Below are 25,148 nucleotides of genomic sequence, written 5' to 3' on the forward strand. Positions count from 1 at the left end.
ACATTAAAATCCGAATATCACAGACCAGACAACTACTATTACGACAATAATCGGACATACACCTACACATACAGCTCCATTTTATATGGTTTGCTCGGCGGTTATACGCATTGGTTCAAAGATACTCTTGGCGTGCGTGGATACATCCTTGCCAATGGCGCTAGCTGGAATGTGCTACAGCTAGGTGTGGGCTCCGATGTGATTTGGAATATCGGAAATCTAGGCGGCGGCAATATCGGCATATTTGGCGGCTTGCAACTAGGCATGGCGTATTGGGTGGCAAGCTGGAGCTATGGCAATACGGATGAGTCGCGGCTTGGTTTTGATGCTGCGTTGAATATTGGCGGGCGATATACGATTATGGATATGCATCGCGTGGAGTTGGGTCTCAAAATACCATTTACCACAACAACTACCGGCAGGTATAACTATAACAGATACTGGTATGGAGACAATTACTATGATATCTACAAATCGCGAGAAACCATGTCCCTATCAGTGCGCTATATATGGGAATTTCACTAGTTAGATTCTAGTGTGGCGCTTGGATTTTGTGGCGTAGTATCTAAATGCTAGAATCCAAACGCTTTGGAATCCGGAATATCCTAGAATCTATATGCCCCAGAATCTAAATTACTAAAATCTAAATTTTCATGATTTAAATATTTTAGCGGTGCGATGGGTTTAGATTTTGGATTTCTTGGATTCTAAGTTGAAGTGGGTTGGATGTAGTAGTTTGCGTAAAATACGCATTTTGTCAAGAGGCACAAAATATCCTAAAAGTCGTTTTTTCAAGGATTTTGTCACTTTTTTTGACACACTTAGCCAAAGCAAGCTCCAAAGCGCGAACGCAAATCTGCATCAAAAGCACCTTATCGCTTGCTTGACAATGATAAAGAAAATAACACTCTGGCGCTAAGCACTAAGCTACACGCAAAAACGCCAGCCAACGCTAGCAAGCCCAGCCGCAAGCGCCAGCCCAGCCAAAGCACTTGCAAAGCACCTACAAAGCCCAAAGCCACAAGCGCCCGCAAAGCCCAAAGGCTCGCAAACGCCAGCCACTCGCCAGCTCACCAATCTCTTGCATTTTTTGCATTTGCACTCCCGCGCATTTTTTATTTCCTGCTGCAATTTTGTCATCAAAAACGCCAAACAAATTTATTTAAAAGCTTTGTGAAATCTCGCCAAACATGCCACGCAAGCACCTCGCGAAGTGTGGGGCGGTGCAAAAATCGCCAAAGCAACGGAGTGTTTCTTAGGTGGTGGCGCACTGCTGCACCTTGTATTTTTTCATTTAGTCCGCGCAAAAATGGGATTTGAGGCATAAGCCGCACGACTTGCTCAAATAGCATTTTCACTGCTTGAAACTTCACAGCGCCCTCGATTGTAGTAGCGATGCTTGAGCCTATTTTATCAGGGCTTGCAGGGGCTAGCAGGCGCGCTAAGCGCACATCGTTTGAAAACAAAGAATCAAAGCCTTGGCATTACTAAGGAATACAAATCTGCTCCCTGTCAAATCCGTTTGTAACCTCGCAAAAAAGGGATCAAAAAACTTTGCGTCTTAAAAACTATATACTTTAGTTAAATGACATCTCCCAATGTCGTTATTTTAATCTTATGCTTTCAAAGGAGACACAAATGACACCAGCACCACAATCCGAAAATCAGACGCAAGAAGGCAATATTGAGATTCAAGAAATGCGAAATAAAATGGCGCAGTTAGAGGCAAGAGAACAAGAGGAGCTGCAGATTTCAAAGCTAGACAAAAACACAAATGCCAACAAGCAGATGCTGATGCAAAAAGACACGACAAACACCTACAAACAAATGCGAGATGCACCAAAAAATACAAAAGAGATATGTAAAATATCAATAAAAATACCAAACCGCCATAACTTTATACTTAATAAAATAAGGAATGTTCTGCTTAAAGAATTTTTGTTGAAGGAGCTAGATTGGGATTTTATACTAAACATAATCACGTTTTTTCAATAAGATGGTCGCTAGTTATACAGCGCAACGCTGTCTATGTGATTTATCTTTATAATATTTTAAACAAAATAACAAGGCCGTATTAATAAAACTTAGAGCTTCCAATAATCGCTAAGCCCGAATTATCCGCCAAAGCGTTGAATGGCGAGGGAATAAAAAAGCGCTAAGGGCAGTGAAGTTGCTGGCGCGTGTGATACTATAAAAAGGGCGGGGAAGTCTCTAAGCCCTCACACTTGCAGATTAAATACGCCGCTAACCGAGACTTCGGCATAACGCTACTGGGATTATAGCTTGCTTTGTTTGAGAAAGGTTTAATGTTTGCACGCCAAAGCCCACAAAAACTCAAAAAATAATTTAAGACAAGATTGGAGATTTGCTTTATTTTAAAGAGGTGACAATACCAAAGTATAAAGAAAGTGGCAAAGAGGAATTTGGTATAATGCCAAAAAATACACAAGGCAATGCAATGCGCGATATTTTTATAAAAGAGTTTGAAAATGGTGATTTAGAATTTTTGGATAAAAAAGGAAAACCGCATATACTTACTAAACAAACACAAAATGACTGGATAAATACTTTTGGATTAGACAATATAGAGCAAAATTATATCCCAGCGCACACCCAAGAAATAAAGCAAGCCTTAAAGGGGCGCGAAGTGCATTTAAGCATGGGTAGTTTATTAAAAATTGTGGAAAGGCAAAGAGAGGCGTATATACCAAATGTTAAACAAACTATTGACAATCCAGATTTGATTATACAAGATGCTAGGGATGGGATATTGTTTGTGAAAAAATTCAATGATAATTTGATTTTTACGAGCGTAGGAGCTGATTTTGAAACGCATATAACTATTATTAGCAATGCACCAAAAAATCAAAGAAGTATAAAATCAAAAATAGCAAATAGCGGAAAAGTATTGTATCAATCCCCAAACTTGCAAAGCCTCGTTAATCCAAGTTTTTACAGACACACGAATTGAGTATCAACAGGATCGACACGCAAATTTTATCACAAAAATACAAAGTTTTGCTAAATTTTAACAAAATCCTTTTGGGCTCTATATTTTGCTTGCTTTTAGCTTTTTTACCATATTTGCAAGACGCTAGCTTTTAACCATAAGATGACTCAACAAATTTGCCTAGTCATCCTCGTCGTCATCGTATTTGGCGGGCTTTTTGTAGGCGTATTTGGGGTCGTTGGCGAGCTCTTGCATTTCTTTTTGCGCGCGCTTGTATGCTTTGTGGATGTTTAGCATCGCAGCGCCCACGCCCCACGCGATCCCAAGCCATAAAAGCCAAACGCTTCCGCTAAGCTTTTGCATCAAAAATCCAAGCCCAAGCCCTAGCAAAATCGCCACGACGATAGAGATCCCTAGGCTTAAATCATATGCACCATGTATGATTTTTTGCGCGCGTTTTTGGCGGGCAGTGGGCTCGGAGGCGGATTTTACGACAGATTCAGAAGGGGGTTCGGAATGGGGCTTGGAGGCGGGTTTTGTGGCGGATTTTGCGGTTTTAGATTCTGCGTTTTGCGCGCTAGAATCCACTTTTGCACTCGCGCTAGATTCTGATACGCTAGAATCTATTTTTTTACTAGAATCTACTTTCACGCCAGAATCCGCCGCGCCAAAATCTAAGCTAGATTTCGCGCCAGATTCCAAAGCAGATCCCACCTCGTGCGCCACTTTAGCCATTATTTCCCTCGCATTATATAGGCAAAGCTATCTTTTGCCGCGTTTAGCGCCTCATCGATTACGCCCTCATCCATGGGCGCGCAGATAAATCCACTCTCAAACTGCGAGCACGCCAAATACACACCATGCCTAAGCATCGCTTGGTGAAAGCGCGCAAAAAGCGCGGTGTCTGCCTTTTTGGCATCATCGAAGTTTTTTACCTCATTTTCGCAGAAGAAAAACCCAAACATACTCCCGCGCACCGCTGTTTGCATCGCCACGCCATAATCTTTGGCGATAGATTCTAACCCCTTGGTAAAGCGCAGCGCTAGGCTCTCTAGCCGCTCATATATCCCGCGATCGCGCCTAAGCTTTGCAATAGCCGCAAGCCCCGCACTCGTGGCTATCGGATTCCCACTTAGCGTGCCTGCTTGATACACACTGCCCTCCGGTGAAAGCAGATTCATAATCTCCGCGCGCCCGCCAAACGCCGCCATCGGCATGCCCCCGCCAATCACCTTGCCAAAAGTCACCAAATCCGGCTCTATATGGTGGAATCTCTGCGAGCCATTCAGCCCCGCGCGGAATCCGCTCATCACCTCATCAAAAATAAGCACGATGCCATGCACCTCACAAAGCGCCTTTAGCTCGCGTAAAAACTCTTCATCGCCCGGCACAAGCCCCATATTTCCAGCAATTGGCTCGATTATCACGCAGCCTACATTTTTGCTAGTCTCAATGCATTGGCGCACAGAATCTATGTCATTATACCTAGCCACTAGCGTGTGTTTGCTGGTGTCTTTTGGCACGCCCGGCGAGCTAGGCGCGCCAAATGTCGCGCATCCGCTTCCTGCACTCACTAGCAGCGAGTCGCTATGCCCATGATAGCAGCCATCAAACTTGATGATATCATCTTTGCCGCTATACGCCCTAGCTAGGCGGATGGCGCTCATCGTGGCTTCGGTGCCAGAGCTTACGAGGCGGATTTTTTCAATACCTTCATAGCAAGAGATTATCTCTTTTGCAAGCATCGTTTCTTTCATCGTGGGCGCGCCAAAGCTTAGGCCCTCGCTTACCGCTTGCATCACGGCTTGCTGAATGTCTGCGTCGGTGTGTCCTAGGATGAGCGGCCCCCAGCTTTGCACGAAGTCGATGTATGCGTTATTATCCACATCAAAGATTCTGCACCCTTCGCCTTTGTATATGAAAAGCGGCGTGCCACCCACGCTTTTAAACGCGCGCACAGGGGAATTTACACCGCCCGGTATTACTTGCTTTGCTTCGTTGAAATCATTGATGCTATTGTAAATAGCGCGCTCGAAATCCATTTTATCCATTGTTTGCTCCTTTGGTTTGGCTTGATGAGTTTTGCAGAATCTGCTTTTAGATTCTGCTTTTTAGATTCTACTTTCGGAATCCATTTTTTAGATTCTGCCTTTTTTTGTTCGGTTTTGTCTGGCGCGGTTTTGCGCCTGCTGTTTTGCGCGGCTTTGGCGCAGCGCGCGCCTAGATATAGTCTATCTCTTGGGGTTTTTTCTGCTTCATGATGATGCGCTTCACATCGCGGATAGCGCTAGTCGTGCCAATCATCAGCAGCTTGCACTCGCTAGAAATCACCACATCATCATCAGGCATTGAAAAATATTTGCCATCTTTTTGCGTGATACCCACGATAAACACCTTCGCAAACTCGCGGAAATGCCCTTCTTTGAGCTTTTTTAGCACAAGCCAGCTGTATTTTGGCACAAGCACTTCTTCCAAATCAAGCCCGGTGTTGTTTTTGTAAGCAAAGCGCTCAAGCAGATTTTGCATATCTGGGCGCAAAGCTAGCGCGCTAATGCGCTGTGCCATGAGTTTGGGCGCGGAGATCACCATATCAGAGCCTAGTTTTTGCAGCTTTTGGACTTCTTCTTCAGAATCCGCACTTGAGATGATGTAGAGGGGCTTGCGGTTTAGCTCTTTGGCAAAAAGCTTGGCGGATACGATGAGCGCGATATTATCGGAGAGGTTTTTGGAAAATGTCACCACGCCCCGCGCGGCAGAAAGCCTAGCTTTTAGCATGCTGATGTTGGTGTGCGGGTCGCCTAGGATGTAGTAAGGGTATTTGTGTAAAATCGCCTCTTGCTCGAAGTTTGGCGCATTATCCACCACGACAAAAGGGATTTGCGCCTCGCAAAACTGCTTGCTAAGCTCGATGGTGTATTCATTGTGATAGCATATCACATAGTGGTTGCGCAGTCTTGCTATGTTGTTTATCATTTTTTTCTCCTTCAAAAGGCGCGTGAGTGTGCCGGTATTGACGATGCTAACGATAAATGCCACGCTAAAAGTGATGATACCAGCCCCGCTTAGCATCAAAAATGTGGTAAAAAGTATCGCCAATGCGCCAAACTCTTTTTCTTTGAGTGCGCCAAAGCCGGTGTTGGTAAAGGTGTAGGAAGACTGGAAGAACGCCTGCACGATAGTGTAATCTTCTAGCAGAAAATACCCAAGCGTGCCGACTAGAATAAAAACCTGAATAAGAACAAGCGGTAATCGAAAAGCCTTAAACTGCTCATAAAGCTGGGGGGATAAATCAATATCAGGCTTTGAAGAATTCCCCCAATGTAGCGTGTTTTTCAGCTTTTTGAGTAGTGGCATTTCGCATGCGTCTATGAGTTTTTCTTCATAGTCCTTAGCGTAGATGCTGCGACTTTTAGACGCACAGAAGTGCCATCTTCAAGCTTGATGCGCACGCTTCGTAGGTTTGGAAGCGAGCGGCGTTTTGTTTTGTTGTTTGCGTGGCTTACATTGTTGCCAACCATAGGACCTTTGCCGGTGAAAAAACATTTTCTTGCCATTTTATATCCTTAGCAGTTTGATTTTTTGATTTGAAGTCAAGCTGTGATTCTACAATATTTTTGATAGAATCTAGCTTAAGCGATAAAATCTAGAGTTTGGATTCTGCAAATCGTTTAGATTCTATGAAGTCGCTTAGGTTCTCTGAAAATCGCGCGGGATTCTATGAAATTACCTAGAATCTATAAGTCGTTTTAGATTCTTGTGAGATTTTAGATTCTGAAGTTTTGGCTTGGCGCCTGCAATAAAACAAGCGCCACAAAAGCCAGCCCAAAAGCTAAAACCCGCTAGCCCCCATTAAAACGAAGGCTTAGGCGTTTTGGCAGTGCTTGTAGGAAGGATTGGGTAAGTGATGTTTGGATATTTTCCAGTGAGTGCGCCGAAAAATGTCTCGATGCTCTTTGCTTCTTCATCGCTTATCTCGATGCCAAGCTGTATAGCGCCCATTTCTTTGATAGCATCTTTTACATCCCAGTATTGTCCATTGTGGAAATATGGCGCAGTATCCATTACATTACGCAAAGTGGCGGCTTTTATCATGCCATTTTCATCGCCTTTAAACCCGCCGACTTTTTCGTATTTATAAGGTCTTGTCACCGCAAATGCCTGCATAGACCCGCCTAGGTTGATTCCGCTGTGGCAAGTCGCACAGCCTTTGTCTATGAAGATGTTTAGCCCTTCTTGTTCTTGCTTGCTTAGCGCTTTTAGATTCCCATTGAGGAAGTCATCATAGCGGCTAGGCGTGTTTAGCGTCATCTCAAAAAGCGCTATCGTATCAGCCACGAGTTTGAAGTCGATTTTGACATTGTTGCCATACGCTGCTTTAAACTCATCAACATAAGCCGGGATAGAAGTGATGCGCTCAAGGACTTCTTTGGAAGTGTTTGCCATCTCGACAGGATTCTCGATAGGACCTTGTGCTTGCAAGCCTAGATCGCCCGCGCGCCCATCCCAAAACTGCACATCATTAAACATCGAGTTATACACAGTTGGCGAGTTTAGATGATTGCCATTTGGCTGCCATTTGTGCCCGATCGCTGCTGGCACGACATCTGCGCCACTTAGCCCGATATTGTGGCAAGTGTTGCAAGAGATGAGGTTTGATTTAGAAAGGCGTGGATCAAAGTATAGCTTTTTGCCAAGCTCTACTTGCGCTGGTGTCAAAAGCGGCTTGTAGCCTTGCGCGATTTTTTGGCTTTTGATTTTTTCTTGCTGATAGGCACTTAGCGCTTTGCCGCTTGGCATTGGCAATAGCCCAGAATCTTTAGCCTTTTTTAGCACTTCATCTGGCTTTGGCGCAGAATCTTTGGCATCCGCGCTTAGTGATACGCTTAGTATGCTGCTTATGGTGATTGCGCTTAGTAGTTTAAGCGAAGTTGTGGTGATGCTCATCGTCTCTCCTTGATGTTTGGGTGCGTTTAGATTCTGCGCTGGCAGAATCCTTTAGCTGTTGTGATTTGTTGCAAGTTGTTGTTGCGTGCGAATTATAGCTTATTTTTCTAAATATAAATAATATTTTTTATCAATTAGCAAAAATTTGCGCGCAAAATCCAAGCTAGAATCCAAAACAGAATCCGCGCGAGAATCCAAATGCATTTAAGCAAAAACTAAGCAGATTCTATTAGATTTTAATCATAAAAAATATAGAATCTGCTTTGTAAATTTATGAGGCAACGCCCGCCAGCGCGCCGCGAAGCATCAGCAAAGCCAAACGCAAACCAAAACACCAAAAACACTTTAAGGAAACAATATGAGCTACACACATCTACATCTTCACACCGAATACTCCTTGCTAGATGGCGCAAACAAGCTAGAAGTGCTGGCAAAAAGACTCAAAGAGCTTGGTATGACAAGCGTGGCGATGACAGATCATGGCAATATGTTTGGCGCGATAGATTTCTATACCAAAATGAAAAAAAGCGGGATAAACCCAATCATCGGCATCGAAGCGTATTTGCATAATAACGACGACTTGGGCGACAAATCCACCAAACAGCGCTACCACCTATGCCTATATGCCAAAAACGAGCAAGGCTACAAAAACCTTATGATTCTAAGCTCCAAGGCTTTTATACATGGATTCTACTATTATCCGCGTATCAACAAGCAGCTTTTGCGCGAATGCAGAGAGGGGCTTATCTGCTCATCTGCTTGCCTTGCGGGCGAGGTTAGCTGGAATCTAAACCAAAGCGAGCGCAATGTGCGCTATGGCGCGGCGGGCTATGAGGGGGCGAAAAAAGCAGCGCTTGAGTATAAAGAAATCTTTGGCGATGATTTTTATATAGAGCTTATGCGGCATGGAATCCCCGAGCAAGAAAATATAGATTCTCAAATCATCCAGCTTGCCAAAGAATGCGACATCAAGCTAATCGCCACAAATGACGCGCACTATCCCACACGAGATGATGCGGATTTTCAAGAAATAGCGATGTGTGTGGGTATGGGGCGGACTATGGGCGAGAAAAACCGCCTGCGCCATAGCGTCAAAGAGTTTTATGTAAAATCCGCTGAAGAGATGGCGATGCTATTTGCCGATGTGCCACAAGCGCTTGAGAACACGCAAGAGATAGCGCGCAAATGCGCGGATTTTTCTATCGATTTGAAAGATGAGAAAAACAACCCGCCAACACCGCCGACTTTTAAATTTACCAAAGAATACGCGCAAAAAGATGGGCTAGATATAGAAAGCGATGAAGAATACTTCAAATACAAATCGCGCGAGGGCTTGCAAAAAAGGCTAGAAAAGATTCCAGCAGAACTGCACCAAACCTATAAAGACAGGCTAGAGTATGAGATAGATGTCATCTCCAAGATGAAATTCCCCGGATATATGCTTATCGTGTGGGATTTTATAAACCATGCCAAAGAAGTAGGCATACCAGTAGGACCCGGGCGCGGAAGTGCGGCGGGAAGCCTAGTAGCGTTTTGTCTAAAAATCACTAATATCGATCCTATCAAATACGATTTGCTCTTTGAGCGGTTTTTGAATCCAGAGCGCGTATCGATGCCCGATATTGATACGGATTTTTGCCAGCGCAGGCGCGGTGAAATCATCGAATATATGATTAACAAATATGGCAAATACAATGTAGCCCAAGTCATCACCTTTGGTAAAATGCTAGCAAAAGGCGTGATACGCGATGTCGCGCGCGTGCTAGATATGCCATATAATGATGCCAATGAGTTTGCAAAGCTAATCCCAGATAAGCTAGGCATCACGCTGCAAGGCTATGAGAAAAATGGCGAGTTTATAAATGGCGCGTGGGAAACAGAGCCAAAGATACAAGAACTCGTAGCGAGCAATCCGACTGCCAAAAAGGTGTGGGAATATGCTCTGAAACTAGAAGGATTTAACCGCAATGCTGGCAAGCATGCCGCAGCACTTGTGCTAGATAGCGAAAAAGAGCTTTGGCACAAAACGCCGCTTTATGCGAGTGATAAAACTGATGGGATGATCGTCACGCAATATGGTATGAAATACCTTGAGCCGGTGGATTTGATAAAGTTTGACTTCCTCGGGCTAAAGACGCTAACCGTCATCGATGATGTGCTAAAAATCATCAAAGAGCGCTATGGCAAAGAGATAGACTTCGTCACTGAAGATGTGAATGACCCAGAAGTTTATAAAATCTTGCAAAGAGGCGATACACTTGGTGTATTCCAGGTAGAATCTGGTATGTTTCAGACGCTCAACCGCCGCTTGAAGCCTACGAACTTTGAAGACATCATCGCTATCATCGCACTTGGACGCCCCGGACCTATGGAATCTGGCATGGTAGATGAGTTTGTCAATCGCAAGCATGGCAAAGAGCCTATTGTATATATGTTTGATGCGCTAGAGCCGATACTAAAGCCCACTTATGGCACTATCGTCTATCAAGAGCAGATTATGCAAATCGTGCAAGTCATAGGCGGATTCTCGCTTGGTGAGGCGGATCTCATACGCCGCGCTATGGGTAAAAAAGATGAGCAAATCATGGCGGATAATAAAAATAAATTCGCCAAAGGCGCGGTGGCAAATGGCTTTGATGAAAACAAGGCAAGAGAGCTTTGGGAGCTTATCGTAAAGTTTGCTGGCTATGGGTTTAATAAATCTCACTCCGCCGCCTATGCGATGATAACCTTTCAAACCGCGTATCTAAAGACTTATTATGAGCATGAGTTTATGGCAGCGCTCCTCACTAGCGAATCCAACAAAATAGAAAAAGTCGCCGAGTATATCGAAGAAGCCAAAAATATGGGAATCGACACGATGCCCCCGCATGTGAATGTCTCGGATCAGTTTTTCAGCGTCGCTGATGTGGATACCAAAAAAGGCACGCAAAAGAAAATCGTCTTTGGGCTAAACGCGATAAAAGGCGCTGGTGCGGAAGCATTGCATAATATCATCGAGTGTCGCAAAAGGGATGGGAAGTTTGAAAGTCTAGAAAAATTTGTAGAGCGCGTGGATTTCTCCAAAATCTCCAAACGCGTGCTAGAGCCGCTTATCAAATCCGGAAGCCTCGATGATCTAGGCTACACGCGCGCAGCGATGCTAAAAAATATCGATGAGATTTGCGAAATCGGGCGCAGCAAGCAAAAAATGGATAACAATATCGAAAACTCACTCTTCCGCGACTCCAAAGAAGAGCTAACAAGCGTGAATTTTAACTTCCAAAATATCGAGGAGTTTGATAAAAAAACGCTGCTAGAGTATGAGTATGAATGCCTTGGAATCTACATCTCTGGGCATCCCATAGCAGAATACAGCCAAGAGATAAAATCCATAAAAGGCGTGGCGCGCATCAACGCGCTAGACACGCTAGAGGATGGCTCATATCTCTTACTAATCGTGAAAGTCATGGATTTGCAGAAAAAAGTCTCCAAAAGCGGCAAGCTTTATGGCGTCATAAATGTCATGGATTTGTCCGGAAATACGAGCATCACGATATTTGAAAGGACGATACAAGCGCTTGATATCATGGATCTAAGCAAGCCTATCGCGCTAAAAGGCAAGATAGAGCTAAAAGAGGGCAGAGTAGAGCTTCGCGTGATGGAAGTGTTTAGCATGGAGCAGGCAAAAGAGGAAAAAATCCGCCTAAAACGCAAGAAAAACGCAGAATCTGAATTTGATGTCGGGGCGGATTCTGTGGATTCTGGCGCGCAAGGTGGCTCTTATAGTGGCGGCTCTTATGCAAACTCTTATGGTGATAGCTCGCAAAGCAGCTCTTATGCTGATTCTTATGGCGGTGCGGATTCTAGCGCAGGCGCGGCGTTTGGGCGGTTTGATGATGCGATACCCGGAGGCGAGATCATCCCGCTTGATATGCGCCCTAGTGATTTGGAGCATTCTAGCTGTCCGCTGGGGCTCATCCTGCATAGAAGCGTGCGCGAAGAGGAGCTATCGCGCATCTCTGAATGCGCCAAAACGCACAGCGGCGGGCGCGAGCTTAGAATCATCATCAAAGAAAATGGGCGCGATTATGTGTTTGTGAGCCAGTTTAAAGTAAATAGCAAAATCCGCGAAGAGCTAAGCAGCTTTGAGTGGCTAGACCTCGCCGAAGCGTAAGGCGCAGGCACACAAGCGCACAGGCACATAGGCGCAACAACGCAACGATGCACAGACACGCAGACGCAACGACGCAATGATACAAGAGCACAATGACACAATGATGCGCAGGCGCAATGATGCGATGACGCAATGATACAAGAGCGCCCCAAATTTTTATTATTAATGATGCAATGATGCAAGGGCACCCCCACACCCCAAGTTTTATTATTTTCGCCCGACAATTTTTACTATTTTACCCGAACAATTTTTGCTATTCTGTCCGATTCGTGATTTTGCTTGTGATTTATTTGTGATTTTGCTTCGCGATACTTGCGCCATCACCTTTTATGCATTGCAAGCCACATTTGTGTAGCAACTCAATAATCCATAAAAATCCTTGGTTTATATTTGAAAAACTTTGCAATATATTGCTAAAATACAGAATCTAAACTAGGCGATGAGAAATATTGCCAAGGAAAACATTGCAAGAGGCAAAAACATCGCAAGAGTAGAAAACATTGCAAGAGGAAAAACGCCGCGCAAAAAAACACCGCAAGGAGGAAACATTGGAAATATATGAAAAACTGCGCCCGCTGCTTTTTAAGATTGACGCGGAGAAAGCGCACAACCTAGCGCAAAAAGTGCTTAGATACACTAGAATGCTGCCCTTTGGCGATGATATTTTGCTAAAAACGGGCGGCTTTGAAAGCGAGCGGCTGGCGCAAAAGGTGTGTGGTATGGAGTTTTATAACCCAATAGGGCTTGCCGCTGGCTTTGACAAAGACGCGCAAAATGTCAAATCGCTTTGCGCGCTTGGATTTGGCTTTTTGGAGCTTGGCACGGTTACCAAAATCCCACAAAGCGGGAATCCAAAGCCTAGACTTTTTCGCCACACAGAGGAGCAGAGCCTGCAAAACGCCATGGGGTTTAACAACCTAGGAAGTGCTGCGCTAAACGCCAAGCTAAAGCCACAATACCCATTTTGCATCCCGCTTGGCGTAAATATCGGCAAAAACAAGGAAATCACCGAGGATGACGCGCTTTTGAACTACCAAAAAACGCTGGAGGATGTGCTTGAAGTGGGCGATTATTATACTTTCAATGTCTCTTCGCCAAACACGCCAAAACTGCGCGATTTGCAAAACGAAAAATTTGTAGAGTCGCTTTGCAAAATGGCGCGCAAGCTCACCAAAAAGCCCATTTTCCTAAAAATCTCTCCAGATATGCATACTGATGATATGCTCTCTGTCTGCGAGAAGGCGATAGATTCTGGGATAAGCGGCATCATCGCGACTAATACGACGATAGATTATTCCATGATAGCGCATCCCAAAGATGGCGGTATCAGCGGTGCTGGCTTGCGAGAAAAAAGCAAAGAGGTGTTTGGCGAGCTTGCCAAAGCATTTTTCAAAAAAACCACGCTAATCTCGGTGGGCGGGATATTTGACGCCAATGACGCCTATAGCAGAATCAAAATGGGCGCTAGCCTCATCCAGCTATACACCGGGCTTGTGTATAAAGGACCCGGAATCTGCGCGCAAATCTCGCGGGAGCTAGATGCGATGCTAAAAAATGATGGCTTTGAGCATATCTCTGAAGCCATCGGCGCGGATTTGAAGAAGTAGATTCTGGAGATTCTAGCGGCTTGATTTGGGGATTTAAACTTTTTGTTTTAGATTCTGTCGCGCCACTATAATACTAGAATGCTATAATGCCAGAATCTAAAACAAGCATACACAAGCTTACAAGCTTACGCAAGTTTGCAAAGAGCTTACAAAGGATATTTGTGCGATTTTTATTGATATTAGGAGTGCTGATGAGTGCGATGTTTGCCAAAAGTGTGCTGCCAAAATACGAGCAAAAAGTGCTTGATAATGGCTTGCAAATAGTAGTCATACCGCTAAAAAACGGCAGCGGCGTGATAGAGACCAATGTATTTTACAAAGTCGGCTCGCGCGATGAGGTGATGGGCAAAAGCGGGCTGGCGCACATGCTAGAGCATTTGAGCTTCAAATCCACGCAGAATCTAAAAGCGGGCGAGTTTGATGAGGTGGTAAAAGGGCTTGGCGGCGTGGATAATGCCTCTACGAGCTTTGATTATACGCGCTATTTCATCAAGTCAAGCAGCGAGCATATCGACACTTCGTTGAAGCTTTTTGCCGAGCTTATGGGGAATCTAAAGCTACTAGATTCTGAGTTTCAAAGCGAGCGCAAAGTCGTGGCTGAAGAGCGGCGCTGGCGCACGGATAATTCGCCCATTGGCTATCTTTATTTTCGCTTTTTCAACACCGCGTATATCTATCACCCATATCACTGGACGCCTATAGGTTTCATGGAAGATATTCTAAGCTGGAAAATAGAGGATATCAGGGAGTTTTATAAGCGCTTTTATCAGCCAAGCAATGCTATAGTGCTGGTGGCTGGGGATATCGAGCCAAAGGTGGTGTTTGAAAGTGCGAAAAAACACTTCGGCAAAATCGCAGAATCTAAAGCGTCAAAAGCCCCCAAAGATTCTGGCGCAAAAGCATCAAGTACATCGATGAGCCCCGCCCCAGAGCCCGCACAAGATGGCTACCGCGAAGTCATCATCAACAAAGACACGCAAATCGAATGGCTTATGATGGGATACAAAATCCCAAATTTCGAGCACAAAGACCAAATCGCCCTAAGCGCGCTAGCAGATGTGCTAAGCGGGGGCAAATCCTCCATACTAGAATCCGAGCTAGTCGATAAAAAACAGCTCGCCAGCGAAGTGTCTGCGTATCCTATGGCGATGAAAGATAGCGGGGTGTTTGTGTTTATCGCTGGGGGCAATGAAGGCGTGCAGGCCAAAACGCTCCAAAAAGAGATAGGCGAGGTTATCGAGCGGCTGCGCGCCAAACCCATAGCCCAAAGCGAGCTAGATAAAATCAAGCTAAATATACGCGCTGGCTTCCTATCTGCGCTTGAGAAATCAAGCTCGGTGGCTGGGCTTTTTGGCTCATATCTGGTGCGTGGCAACATAGAGCCGCTGCTGCGCTATGAAGAGGAGCTTGAAAAGCTCACGCCAAAAGACATCCAAGAAGTAGCGCAAAAATATTTCAATGAAAACACCCTAAGTGTCGCGATACTAAAAGATGAGCCAAAAGCCAAAACAGCAGCCAAAACAGCAGCCAAAGTAAAATAAATAAAACAAATAAAAGTGGATTTTGTGTAGATTCTGCTAGAATTTAAAATCATAGATTCTGCGCTAGAATCTAAAATCGATAGAATCCAAAATCGCCAGAATCTAGATTCTGGATTCTACTAAGCGGCTTCCTAGCCAAAGCACAAGTCAAAATCTAAGAAGTAAAACCCAAGGAGCAAATATGCGTGGAGCGATGAGTGCGCTAATCACACCATTCAAAAACAACAAAATCGACACAGCGACATTTGATGCGCTGATACGCCGCCAGATTCGGCATGGCATGGATGCGTGCGTGCCGGTGGGGACGACTGGCGAGAGCGCGACACTCACGCACAAAGAGCACATGGAGTGCATAGAGATCGCTGTAAATGCGTGCAAAGAGATAAACAAAGAGCTAGGCGTGAGCGCCAAAGTGCTAGCGGGTGCTGGGAGCAACGCCACAGCAGAGGCTATCGAGCTAGCAAAGTTCGCGCAAAAATGCGGCGCGGATGCGATACTTTGCGTGAGCCCTTATTACAACAAACCAACCCAAGAAGGCTTGTATCAACACTACAAAGCAGTGGCAAACTCCGTAGAAATCCCGCTTATGCTTTATAATGTCCCCGGGCGCACGGGCGTAAATATCGAGCCAGCGACAGCTATACGGCTTTTTTCTGATGTCAAAAATATCAATGCTATAAAAGAAGCGAGCGGCTCGATGGAGCGCATCATCGAGCTAAATACGCAGGCTAGCGAGCTTGCGATTTTTAGCGGCGAAGATGCGATAAACTATCCAATCCTTGCAAATGGCGGGCAGGGCGTCATCTCTGTGACAGGCAACCTCCTGCCTGATAAAATCGCATCACTCACGCATCTAGCGCTTGAAGGAAAAATGCTAGAATCTAAAGCTATAAATAATGAACTTTATGATATAAATACCATTTTGTTTTGCGAGAGCAACCCGATCCCAATCAAAGCTGCGATGTATATAGCAGGGCTCATCCCAAGCCTAGAGTATCGCCTGCCGCTGGTTGCTCCAAGCGCGCAAAACCTAAAACTTATAGAGCAAACACTACAACATTATGAGGTGAGACAATGACACAGCAAGCAGACTATATGAAAGGCAAGACGCTCGTCATCAGCGGCGCTACAAGGGGGATAGGCAAGGCGATTTTGTATAAATTCGCGCAAAATGGGGTAAATGTCGCTTTCACTTACAACAAAAACGTCGAGGAAGCAGAGAAAATCGCCAAAGATGTAGAATCTACCTATGGCATCAAAGCGCGCTACTATCCGCTAAATGTGCTAGAGCCAGAGCAGTATGTCGAGCTTTTTGCAAAGATTGATGAGGATTTTGGCAGGGTGGATTTTTTCGTCTCAAATGCTATCATCTATGGCAAAAGCGTGGCGGGCGGCTTTGGGCCATTTATGCGACTTCGCCCAAAAGGGCTAAACAACATCTACACCGCGACTGTGCTTGCATTTGTCGTGGGCGCGCAGGAGGCGGCAAAGCGCATGAAAGAAGTGGGTGGGGGCTCTATCGTGTCGCTTAGCTCGACAGGAAATCTCGTGTATATGCCAAACTACGCCGGACATGGCAACTCCAAAAACGCGGTAGAAACAATGGTAAAATACGCTGCAGCAGAGCTTGGCGAGTGGGGCATACGCGTAAATGCGGTGAGTGGCGGACCTATCGACACAGACGCATTGCGCGCATTCCCAGACTACAATGAAGTGCGCGCCAAAGTCGAGGAGCAATCCCCGCTAAATCGCATGGGGACGCCGGAAGATTTGGCAGGCGCTGCGTTTTTCCTATGCGATCCAAAGCAAAGTGGCTGGCTGACAGGGCAAACTATAGTCATCGATGGCGGCACGACTTTTAAATAATTTGTGACATTGCGGTTGGTTGCATTGGGATTGGTTGTGATGAATAGCGACTAATCGTGGCGTTTTGTATTTTGGATTTTGTGTTTTAGATTCTGTGCCAAAGTAGCTTTTGGTAGCTTGCGCGCTTTTTAGATTCTGCGCCAAGTCGCATTAAATTGGTGCGCTTGGCTTTAAATTTTGCTAGGCGCGTTGCTGGGTGATTTGTAATTTTAGATTCTGCTTTGTTTTTTGGAGGCTTGCGTTTATGGCGGATTCTGCGCGCTTTTATCTGCGTCAAAATCACATTGTTTTGGATGGCGTGTGGGATTTTCGCGTGCCAAAATCCAAGCTAAAAGCACTTCAGCAAGCACTCCAAAAATCGCAAAAATCTTTCAAATGGCAAAGCCTAAGCGCGCGCAACGCGGACAATGCAGAATCTAGCACGCCAAATTTAGATTTAGATATGGATTTGGCTTTAGACACAAGCGAAACGCGCGCAAATAGCACACATAAAATAAGCGCATATGATGCAAACGACGCACGCGCAAATAACGCCAACGCGCACGCTACCGGCGACAAAAGCACCGCCGCCGCGCAAAACACAAGCCACGCCACAAGCCACCAAAACACCGCCACTCAAAACACCATAGAATACATAGAATTCACCCCAAACGCCAAAATCGACCTAGCCTTTGGCATATTTTTGAAGCAGAATCTAAACGCCAGCAAATCCCGCGCGCCGCGCATCATCGCGCATAGGCAGATAGAAGAGATCTTAGAGCGCTGTATCATCACAGAGATCCCCCCTACACCTAGGCGCAATTGGCTTGCAAGCTTTTTTGAAAGCCTAGGCAAGGGCGTTTGGAAGTTTTTTGAGAGTTTTTTGGATTTTGTAAATTTCGTGGGGATGAGCTTTTATTTTTTGTTTTTTTCTATCATTCGGCGCGATGTGAAGCTCGCCCCGCTTTTGTTTCATATCAATGAATCCGGATTCCGCGCCCTCCCGGTTAGCCTGCTAACCTCGCTCATCGTGGGCTTTGCGGTGGCATTGCAGGGGGCGGTGCAGCTAGAGCTTATGGGTGCGCCGCTGCTTAGTGTCGAGACGACAGCGAAGCTCTCACTACGCGAGATGGGGCCTTTTATCCTAGCACTTGTTATCGCGGGGCGCTCGGCTTCTAGCTTCACCGCGCAAATTGGCGTGATGCAAATCACTGATGAAATCGATGCGATGAAGACAATGAACCTGCATCCTATAAGCTTTCTTGTGATTCCTAGGCTGTTTGCGCTTATTTTGGTGATGCCACTACTTGTGTTTTTGGCGGATGCATCAAGCCTTGTTGGCGGGATGATAGCGGTTTATATCCAGCTAGGGATTGATGCTAGCACTTATGTCGAGCGGCTTTATGAGACGGTGGATTGGTCGCATTTTTGGATAGGGATTGTCAAAGCGCCGTTTTTTGGCGCGGCTATCGCGCTGGTGGGCTGTTTTCGCGGATTTTGCATCAAAGAAAACACGCAAGAGCTAGGGCGCGTCACCACCATAAGCGTGGTAAATGCGCTATTTTGGATCATCGTCATTGATGCGGTGTTTTCTTTTATCACTTCAAGGCTTGGTATATGATGAATGAGATAAATGCAGGCATTTTAGATTCTGGTGCAAATCGCGCAAATAACCAAAATAGCGCGAGTCGCGCGCCAGAATCTAAAACCTTATCAAAAATTTCAGGCAAAACCCCCACGCCCATAATCCAAGTGCGCGATTTATGCACGGCGTATGGCGATACTTTGATACATGATAATATAAGCTTTGATATCTATCAAGGCGAGATTTTTGGGATTTTGGGCGGTAGCGGCAGTGGCAAATCCACGCTTTTACGCACGATGATATTGCTAAACCGCCCCAAAAGCGGCAGCGTAAAGATATTTGGCAAAGATATTTGGCAGCTGCAAGACAAGCGCGATTTGCTTACGCGCTGTGGCGTTTTGTTTCAGTTTGGCGCGCTTTTTAGCTCGCTAAATGTGCTTGAAAATGTCGGAATCATGCTAGAAGAGTATAGCAACTATCCAAAATCCTCCATCATAGAAGTGGCAAAATATTTAATCGAGCGCGTGGGGCTCACGCCTAGCGCGTATGAGCTGTATCCACATGAGCTAAGCGGGGGGATGAAAAAGCGCGTGGGGCTAGCGCGCGCACTAGCCCTTAATCCAGAAGTGCTATTTTTGGATGAGCCAAGTAGCGGGCTAGACCCAGCCAGCGCGCAAAAGCTAGATGAACTGATATGCGAGCTGCAGGCGGATATGAATATGACGATAGTGATGATTACGCATGATTTGGATTCTATCCGCGATGCGACCAATCGCTTTTTGATGCTAAAAAATGGTAAAATAGAGTTTCTAGGCAACCTAAAAGAGCTAAAAGAGCAAATCAGCAATCTATCAAAAGACAATCTATTTTTCAGCAAACGAGGAGAGCGCTTATGGAAAGACGCGTAAATTATCTAGTCATAGGTGGGCTATTTTTCGTCATCCTTGTGGGGCTTGTGGTGTTTATCATGTGGTTTGGTAAAATCGGCGTGGATGAGGGCAAATACAGAATCTACAAAATTTTCACAAACTATGACATATCTGGTATCGCACCCAAAACGCCCATAAAATACAAAGGCATCACCATAGGAAGCGTCAAAAGCATAGGCTTTGACAAAGAGCAGCTAGGCATCGTGCAAATCACACTCTCCATCCAAAAAGCCATCCCCATCGCCAAAGGCTCAAGCGTGCTTATCGACTCTCAAGGCTTAGCAGGGCTAAACTACCTCTCACTCCGCCAAAACACAAGCGGCGAGATAATACAAGATGACAAAGACGCGATATTGACACTTGAGCAAAGCTTTCTAGGCAAGCTTAGTGACAAAGCGGATTCTGCATTAGCAGAAGTCATGGGCGTGCTAGCAAGCGCAGATAAACTGCTAAGCGAGCAAAATATCGCGCATATAAGCCACACGCTTGCAGAGCTAGAGACATTTAGCAAAACCCTGCCAGCGCTTAGCAATAACCTAAATCGCCTAGTAAATAAGCTAAACGCGCAAATCGATAGTGGCGAATACAGCGTAAAAACCATGCTAACACCTACGCTTGATCAAACCCAAAAAACCATGCAAAACCTCGATATAACACTGCAAAAAACGCAAAATCTTATAAATAAGTTTAACGAGAATCCATATAGCACACTTTTTGGAGAGCAAAAATGAAAAAGATAAATGAGGCAAAAAATATGAGGGATAAAATGCGGGATTTTGGCGCGGCGCGCGCTTGTGCGCGTGGCGGGGCGCTTGCTTTTGGCAGGCTGGATTCTGGCAAACTAGATTCTGGCGGGATTTTTAGCGTGGCGTTTGGCGGGGCGTTTTGCAGGTTGTTTAGTGTAGTGTTTGGCAGGTTGTTTGGCGCGGCGCGTGCGTTGTTTTATGTGTTGTTTTATGTTTTATTTTGTGTGCTGTTTAGCGCGATGTTTGCAGGATGTATTGATATAAACCTCAAATCCAGCGCGCCAAAAACTACCTACTACACACTACCAAATATTAGTTCTGGCGGCGCTAGTCAAAACGCCAATCAAGGCGACTCCAGCCAAAACGCTAGCCAAAGCGATTCCAGCCAAAACATCTGCGTCAAAGACATAAAAACCATAAAGCTAAACCTAGACATCACCTCCTACCTAAACACGCAAAATATCTACATCTCACACGATGACAACGCCATCCAAAGGCTCTCAAATGCGCAGTGGATAGACCTCCCCACCACCCTCATCCAAAACGCACTAGAATCTAAAATGCTTGATTCTTGTATCAAGCTTAGCACCATAGGCACGCACGCCTACACGCTCTCTATCAAAATAAAAGATATGACGATATACGCCGCGCAAAACTCTTCAAGCGCGCAGAATCTTTCAGGCGCACGCCCTTACGCGCGCGCAAGCCTAGACTACACTATCACGCAAGGCAGCAAACACCTACAAACGCGCACCATAAACAAACAAATAAACGCTAGCTCCATAGATTCTAGCGCAAGTGACAAATCCGCGCCAGAATCCACTCAAGCCACCATGATAAAAGCCCTGCAAAGCGCGCTAGATTCTGTACTAGATGAAGTGAGGGTGCAGATTTGCAATGATATACAAGGCGTGTGTCAATGATAAGCCAGCCGCTCGCAAATATAAGACTCGTTGCAAACAAGAGACTTTGCTGCAAGCCAGAATCCACCACAAAACCACACAAAAGGCACATACCATGACTAGCCTACAGACAAAGCCCCAGCTCACCGCAAACCCACACAAAAAAAGGCACGCACCATGACAAAACCCCGACTCACCGCAAATCTCCTCCGCAAAATCTTCGTCGCCGCATCCATCCGCCGCTGGAACGATCAAGCCTGCCCGGTGGAGTTTGTCGAGCTTGATAAACAAGCGCACAAAATGGTGATAACCTATCTTTTCGCCAAATACGAGGAGATGGAGGGCAAAAGCATCGATTGGGAGAAGCTGATTTTGTATTTTTGCTTTGATTTTTTCGCGCGCGTGGTGCTTACAGACATCAAGCCGCCGGTGTTTCACGAGCTACAGCGCTACCACAAAAAAGAGCTTGCCAAATTCGTCAAAACCGAGCTAGAATCCGATCTAAGCGCGTATGGATTCTACGATGATTTCGCGCATTATCTAAGCCACCCCATACACACCATAGAGACGCAGATTCTGCGCGCGGCGCATTATTACGCGTCAAAATGGGAGTTTGACATCATCTATCATTTCAACCCCTACATGTTTGATGTCGCGCATATCAAGAGCATCATCGATGATGAGGTCGAGCAGCATTATAATCTAAATGGTATGAAGCAGGTGATTTTGCGTAAAAAATTGCGCGAAATTATCACGATGTTTGGACAGCTTAGGTTTCAAAAGCGCTGGAGTCAGACGCCGCGCGTGCCGGCTACTTCGGTGCTCGGGCATACGCTTGTGGTGGCGATTTGTGGGTATCTTTTGAGTCTTGATTTTGGCGCGTGCAAGCAAATGCGGATAAACCACTTCCTAGGCGGGCTTTTCCACGATCTGCCAGAGATACTTACGCGCGATATCATCTCGCCTATCAAAAGCTCGGTAGCTGGGCTTGATGAGCAGATAAAAATCATCGAAGAGCGCGCGGTGCGAGAGAAAATCATCGCGCATCTGCCAGAATCTATCGGCGCGGATATCGTGTATTTCACGCAAAATGAGTTTGCCAATCGCTACAGAATCGAGGGCTTTACGCATTATTCCAAAAACGCCGATGAGCTGTTTGAGAAGCATAATAGCGATGAGTTTAACCCGGTGTGCGGGGAGTTTCTAAAGGTATGCGATCATCTAAGCGCGTTTTTGGAAGCCAAAATCTCTATCGCGCATGGAATCTCTAGCCAAGATTTAGTGCAAGGCGCGCAAGGCATACTCGAGCGCCGCAAAGACAGCAGCATAAATGGCATCGATCTCGGCGCGCTTTTCAGGGAGTTTGAATAGTCTTTTTGCCCGCATTTTATGTTATTGTGAGGATTTAGCCAAGATTCTAATTTGACAAAACCAGAATCTAAAATCCATAATAATGCAAAATCTCAATTCGTCATTGCGAACCGATTTATCGGTGAAGCAATCTATAAAATCTCGCAGTCAATAATCTTTTTTAGTAACCTAAAAATCCACAAGGATTTTTCCATAAATTTTAGAATAATGTGGCGCTGGCGCACCCATTCTATATAATTTTACGCTTTTTAAGGCAAGTGGCATTTTGTGTGTCAAAGTGTGTTTGCCTTAAATTCTCATAGGTGGATCGCTTCGGATTCTGCGAATCCTTGCGATGGCACAAAATACATACTTTGCGAATAATTGCAATCTCGCGAAGAGTGGGGCGAACATTACTAAAGCAAGCGGTGCCTAGCTTGGCATTATATTGTATTCATCGCTGTTTAGCCACTCTATGCGCTTCGCATCTTGCGGGTCGAAAAAGAGGCTTTTGCCTTTGTTAAGTTTGGCAATTTGCGCTTTGTCATCAGAATCTAGCGCGAAGTCAAAAATGCTGATATTTTCCACCATACGCTCTTTTTTGGTCGTTTTTGGTAGCACGATGATGTCTTGTTCTATCAGCCATCGTAGCACGATTTGCGCTATGCTTTTGTTATGCTTTTTGGCGATTTTGGCAAGCGTTGGATTATCAAGCACGCCACCAGCCAAACCAGTGCGCCCGCGCCCAAAACTCGACCAAGAAACAAGCTTTACGCCATATTCTTGCATCACTTTTTGCAAATCCGAGCGCTGATAAAGCGGGCTAAACTCGACTTGATTTATCGCTGGCTTTATTTCATTATTTAGACAAAAATCCACAAGCCTATCGGCGCTAAAATTACAAACGCCAAGCGCTCTTGTTTTGCCCTCCTTATGCAGCCTACTCATCGCGCGCCACGCACCATAAGTATCATTCACATCCCAATGCAGTAAAAACAAATCCACGAAATCACTCTGCAATCTTTTTAGAGAATCTTCGAAAGCCTTTGGCGCGTCTTTTTCATTTGCAAAGCGCGGAAGTAGCTTTGTGGTGATAAAAACCTCCTCCCTCTTTATCCCGCTAGCCTTTAAAGCCGCGCCTATGCCCTCCTCGCTCCCGTAGCGCTGTGCTGTGTCGATGTGGCGATAGCCCACTTCTAGCGCGGATTCTATCGCGCTTTGCACTTCTTTCGTGCTTCCTATGTTAAATGTGCCGATGCCTACCATTGGGATTTTTCACGCCGTTATTGAGGGTGGCAAGAGGTGTGGTGCTTGCTGGATTCTGCGCGCCTATTAGATTCTGCGTGCTTGCTAGATTCTGCGCGCCTGACAGATTCTGGGCGTTTGTCGCGCCTGCGCCAAAAAGCGGGCTTGTGCCTAGCGCATTTACTCCCAATGCTCCAAAAGTGGCTATGCCAAGCTTTGCAGAAGTTTTGAGAAACTCTCTGCGCTTAGCTAGATTCTGCTTTTGCGGCAAATTTTCTTGTGGCAAATTTTTATACTGCGAGTCCATAATTTTCCTTTGCAAAAAGTTTTTTAGAATTGCAAAAAGTTTTGCAGAATCTAATTATAAACCATTAGAGCCGCTCTCAGTCAAGGGGTAAATTTCAAAATAAATTTCAAAATCGAGCCGAGATAAAATCAAGCCAAACAAAATCAAACACGAATTACAAATCAAGCAAAGATTTAGATTCTGGTTTGGGAACTGCTTTTGCTTAAACACTCACCAAATAGCACAATCACAAAGGATACGCCCATGATGCGCTCACTCTACACCGCTACGACGGGTATGCTAGGACAGCAACTACAAATCGACACCACATCAAACAACATCGCCAATGTCAATACCACCGGCTACAAAAAGCAGCGCGCGGAGTTTAACGATCTTTTCTATCAGACGCTTCAATACGCAGGCACAGCGACAAGCGAGACGACACTTTCACCCACTGGCATAGAAGTAGGACTTGGCGTGCGCCCGGGCTCTATACAAAAGCTTTTCTCGCAAGGCAGCCCCAAAGAGACAGAAAACAACCTTGACATCGCGATTGAAGGCAAAGGATTTTTCCAGATCCAGCTGCCAGATGGCACGGTGGCTTACACGCGCGATGGCGGGTTTAAGCTAGATGACGCGGGGAATATCGTAACCTCTCAAGGCTACCTCCTCCAGCCACAAATCACCCTCCCACAAGACACCACCGAGATAAATATCGGCACAGATGGCACGGTGAGCGTCGTGCAGGCAAATAATGGCGTAAGTAATGTGATAGGGCAAATCGAGCTAGCAAACTTCATAAACCCAGCCGGGCTTCACTCACTAGGCGATAATCTTTTCCTAAACACCAACGCTTCTGGCGATGCGATCGTGGGCGTGGCTAGCACGGAGGGATTTGGCGCGCTTAGGCAGGGATTTTTGGAGCTTAGCAATGTAAAGCTTGTCGAGGAGATGACCGATCTTATCACCGGACAGCGCGCATATGAGGCCAACTCCAAAACCATACAAACCGCCGATGCGATGCTTCAGACGGTAAATTCACTCAAACGCTAGAATCTAGAT

The 25,148-nt window shown here is 45.6% G+C and carries 25 protein-coding genes; 16 read left to right on the forward strand and 9 right to left on the reverse strand.

Annotated features, from left to right (window positions below):
* Positions 1-132: 132 nt before the first annotated feature.
* Complete coding sequence (locus tag BKN38_RS03030) at positions 133-525, forward strand: outer membrane beta-barrel protein (RefSeq protein WP_066458101.1); 393 nt, start codon at positions 133-135, stop codon at positions 523-525.
* Between the two features lie 402 nt (positions 526-927).
* On the opposite strand, the gene BKN38_RS10975 is transcribed toward BKN38_RS03030, so the two are convergent.
* Together BKN38_RS10975 and BKN38_RS03040 are read right to left on the reverse strand one after the other, a co-directional pair.
* Positions 928-1,074: a hypothetical protein gene (locus tag BKN38_RS10975; RefSeq protein ID WP_156528312.1), complete on the reverse strand. Its 147-nt coding sequence runs from the start codon at positions 1,072-1,074 to the stop codon at positions 928-930.
* Between the two features lie 65 nt (positions 1,075-1,139).
* The gene (locus tag BKN38_RS03040) at positions 1,140-1,466 is read right to left on the reverse strand and encodes a hypothetical protein (RefSeq protein WP_070957681.1); all 327 of its coding nucleotides are present in this window, start codon (positions 1,464-1,466) and stop codon (positions 1,140-1,142) included.
* Between the two features lie 172 nt (positions 1,467-1,638).
* Here BKN38_RS03040 and BKN38_RS03045 point away from each other — a divergent pair, with 172 nt between their 5' ends.
* Both BKN38_RS03045 and BKN38_RS03050 read left to right on the forward strand, forming a co-directional pair.
* Positions 1,639-1,995 carry a hypothetical protein gene (locus tag BKN38_RS03045; RefSeq protein WP_066458082.1) on the forward strand — a complete coding sequence of 119 codons (357 nt, stop codon included), beginning with the start codon at positions 1,639-1,641 and terminating at the stop codon, positions 1,993-1,995.
* 388 nt (positions 1,996-2,383) lie between these two features.
* Positions 2,384-2,971, forward strand: a complete 588-nt coding sequence (locus tag BKN38_RS03050; RefSeq protein WP_143000188.1) for a PBECR2 nuclease fold domain-containing protein — start codon at positions 2,384-2,386, stop codon at positions 2,969-2,971.
* Positions 2,972-3,130: 159 nt separating this feature from the next.
* Here the strand turns inward: BKN38_RS03050 and BKN38_RS12240 are convergent, their stop codons facing one another.
* The 5 genes from BKN38_RS12240 to BKN38_RS03075 all read right to left on the reverse strand — a co-directional run bounded on the left by BKN38_RS12240 (position 3,131) and on the right by BKN38_RS03075 (position 7,855).
* Positions 3,131-3,685, reverse strand: a complete 555-nt coding sequence (locus tag BKN38_RS12240) for an AtpZ/AtpI family protein (RefSeq protein ID WP_324737553.1) — start codon at positions 3,683-3,685, stop codon at positions 3,131-3,133.
* Positions 3,685-4,992, reverse strand: coding sequence for a glutamate-1-semialdehyde 2,1-aminomutase (hemL, locus tag BKN38_RS03060; RefSeq protein WP_066458104.1), 1,308 nt, complete (start codon positions 4,990-4,992; stop codon positions 3,685-3,687). The genes BKN38_RS12240 and hemL overlap by 1 nt, the downstream gene beginning before the upstream one ends.
* A 178-nt stretch (positions 4,993-5,170) precedes the next feature.
* On the reverse strand, positions 5,171-6,304 hold the full coding sequence (locus BKN38_RS03065; RefSeq protein ID WP_066458080.1) for a TrkA family potassium uptake protein: 1,134 nt from the start codon (positions 6,302-6,304) through the stop codon (positions 5,171-5,173).
* Between the two features lie 11 nt (positions 6,305-6,315).
* A complete protein-coding gene (gene rpmB, locus BKN38_RS03070) occupies positions 6,316-6,504 on the reverse strand; it encodes a 50S ribosomal protein L28 (RefSeq protein ID WP_066458079.1) in 189 nt (62 codons plus the stop codon).
* Positions 6,505-6,799: 295 nt separating this feature from the next.
* Positions 6,800-7,855: a cytochrome-c peroxidase gene (locus BKN38_RS03075; RefSeq protein ID WP_233713000.1), complete on the reverse strand. Its 1,056-nt coding sequence runs from the start codon at positions 7,853-7,855 to the stop codon at positions 6,800-6,802.
* Positions 7,856-8,252: 397 nt separating this feature from the next.
* On the opposite strand from BKN38_RS03075, the gene dnaE reads away from it, so the two are divergent.
* The 12 genes from dnaE to BKN38_RS03130 all read left to right on the forward strand — a co-directional run bounded on the left by dnaE (position 8,253) and on the right by BKN38_RS03130 (position 22,576).
* On the forward strand, positions 8,253-12,050 hold the full coding sequence (gene dnaE / locus BKN38_RS03080) for a DNA polymerase III subunit alpha (protein WP_070957682.1): 3,798 nt from the start codon (positions 8,253-8,255) through the stop codon (positions 12,048-12,050).
* Positions 12,051-12,489: 439 nt separating this feature from the next.
* The gene (locus BKN38_RS11680) at positions 12,490-12,612 is read left to right on the forward strand and encodes a hypothetical protein (RefSeq protein ID WP_256325522.1); all 123 of its coding nucleotides are present in this window, start codon (positions 12,490-12,492) and stop codon (positions 12,610-12,612) included.
* Positions 12,599-13,657, forward strand: a complete 1,059-nt coding sequence (pyrD, locus tag BKN38_RS03085) for a dihydroorotate dehydrogenase (quinone) (protein WP_082942551.1) — start codon at positions 12,599-12,601, stop codon at positions 13,655-13,657. Before BKN38_RS11680 ends, pyrD begins: the two co-directional genes overlap by 14 nt.
* Positions 13,658-13,848: 191 nt before the next feature.
* Positions 13,849-15,198, forward strand: coding sequence for a pitrilysin family protein (locus BKN38_RS03090; RefSeq protein ID WP_066455913.1), 1,350 nt, complete (start codon positions 13,849-13,851; stop codon positions 15,196-15,198).
* A 181-nt stretch (positions 15,199-15,379) separates the two neighbouring features.
* Entirely contained in the window at positions 15,380-16,276 is an 897-nt protein-coding gene (gene dapA, locus BKN38_RS03095; protein ID WP_066455911.1) for a 4-hydroxy-tetrahydrodipicolinate synthase, read from the forward strand.
* Entirely contained in the window at positions 16,273-17,064 is a 792-nt protein-coding gene (locus tag BKN38_RS03100) for an enoyl-ACP reductase (RefSeq protein ID WP_066455909.1), read from the forward strand. Before dapA ends, BKN38_RS03100 begins: the two co-directional genes overlap by 4 nt.
* Before the next feature lie 196 nt (positions 17,065-17,260).
* Positions 17,261-18,664 (forward strand): ABC transporter permease, encoded by a 1,404-nt coding sequence (locus BKN38_RS03110; RefSeq protein ID WP_233712979.1) that lies wholly within the window; start codon positions 17,261-17,263, stop codon positions 18,662-18,664.
* Between the two features lie 98 nt (positions 18,665-18,762).
* Complete coding sequence (locus tag BKN38_RS03115; protein ID WP_066455916.1) at positions 18,763-19,536, forward strand: ABC transporter ATP-binding protein; 774 nt, start codon at positions 18,763-18,765, stop codon at positions 19,534-19,536.
* Positions 19,521-20,288 carry an MlaD family protein gene (locus BKN38_RS03120; protein WP_066455903.1) on the forward strand — a complete coding sequence of 256 codons (768 nt, stop codon included), beginning with the start codon at positions 19,521-19,523 and terminating at the stop codon, positions 20,286-20,288. Before BKN38_RS03115 ends, BKN38_RS03120 begins: the two co-directional genes overlap by 16 nt.
* A complete protein-coding gene (locus BKN38_RS03125; RefSeq protein WP_066455901.1) occupies positions 20,285-21,226 on the forward strand; it encodes an ABC-type transport auxiliary lipoprotein family protein in 942 nt (313 codons plus the stop codon). Before BKN38_RS03120 ends, BKN38_RS03125 begins: the two co-directional genes overlap by 4 nt.
* Entirely contained in the window at positions 21,201-21,386 is a 186-nt protein-coding gene (locus BKN38_RS10535; RefSeq protein ID WP_143000189.1) for a hypothetical protein, read from the forward strand. Before BKN38_RS03125 ends, BKN38_RS10535 begins: the two co-directional genes overlap by 26 nt.
* Positions 21,383-22,576 carry an HD domain-containing protein gene (locus tag BKN38_RS03130; protein ID WP_066455900.1) on the forward strand — a complete coding sequence of 398 codons (1,194 nt, stop codon included), beginning with the start codon at positions 21,383-21,385 and terminating at the stop codon, positions 22,574-22,576. Before BKN38_RS10535 ends, BKN38_RS03130 begins: the two co-directional genes overlap by 4 nt.
* Before the next feature lie 411 nt (positions 22,577-22,987).
* Here BKN38_RS03130 and BKN38_RS03135 read toward each other — a convergent pair whose 3' ends face one another.
* Entirely contained in the window at positions 22,988-23,821 is an 834-nt protein-coding gene (locus BKN38_RS03135) for an aldo/keto reductase (RefSeq protein WP_066455898.1), read from the reverse strand.
* Positions 23,799-24,107, reverse strand: coding sequence for a hypothetical protein (locus BKN38_RS03140; RefSeq protein ID WP_066455895.1), 309 nt, complete (start codon positions 24,105-24,107; stop codon positions 23,799-23,801). Before BKN38_RS03140 ends, BKN38_RS03135 begins: the two co-directional genes overlap by 23 nt.
* Positions 24,108-24,350: 243 nt before the next feature.
* Between BKN38_RS03140 and flgG the strand changes: the two genes are divergently transcribed.
* Positions 24,351-25,139: a flagellar basal-body rod protein FlgG gene (flgG, locus tag BKN38_RS03145; RefSeq protein WP_066455892.1), complete on the forward strand. Its 789-nt coding sequence runs from the start codon at positions 24,351-24,353 to the stop codon at positions 25,137-25,139.
* The last annotated feature ends 9 nt before the right edge of the window (positions 25,140-25,148 follow it).

This window comes from Helicobacter sp. CLO-3 (assembly GCF_001854545.1).
Classification (GTDB): Bacteria; Campylobacterota; Campylobacteria; order Campylobacterales; family Helicobacteraceae; genus Helicobacter_B.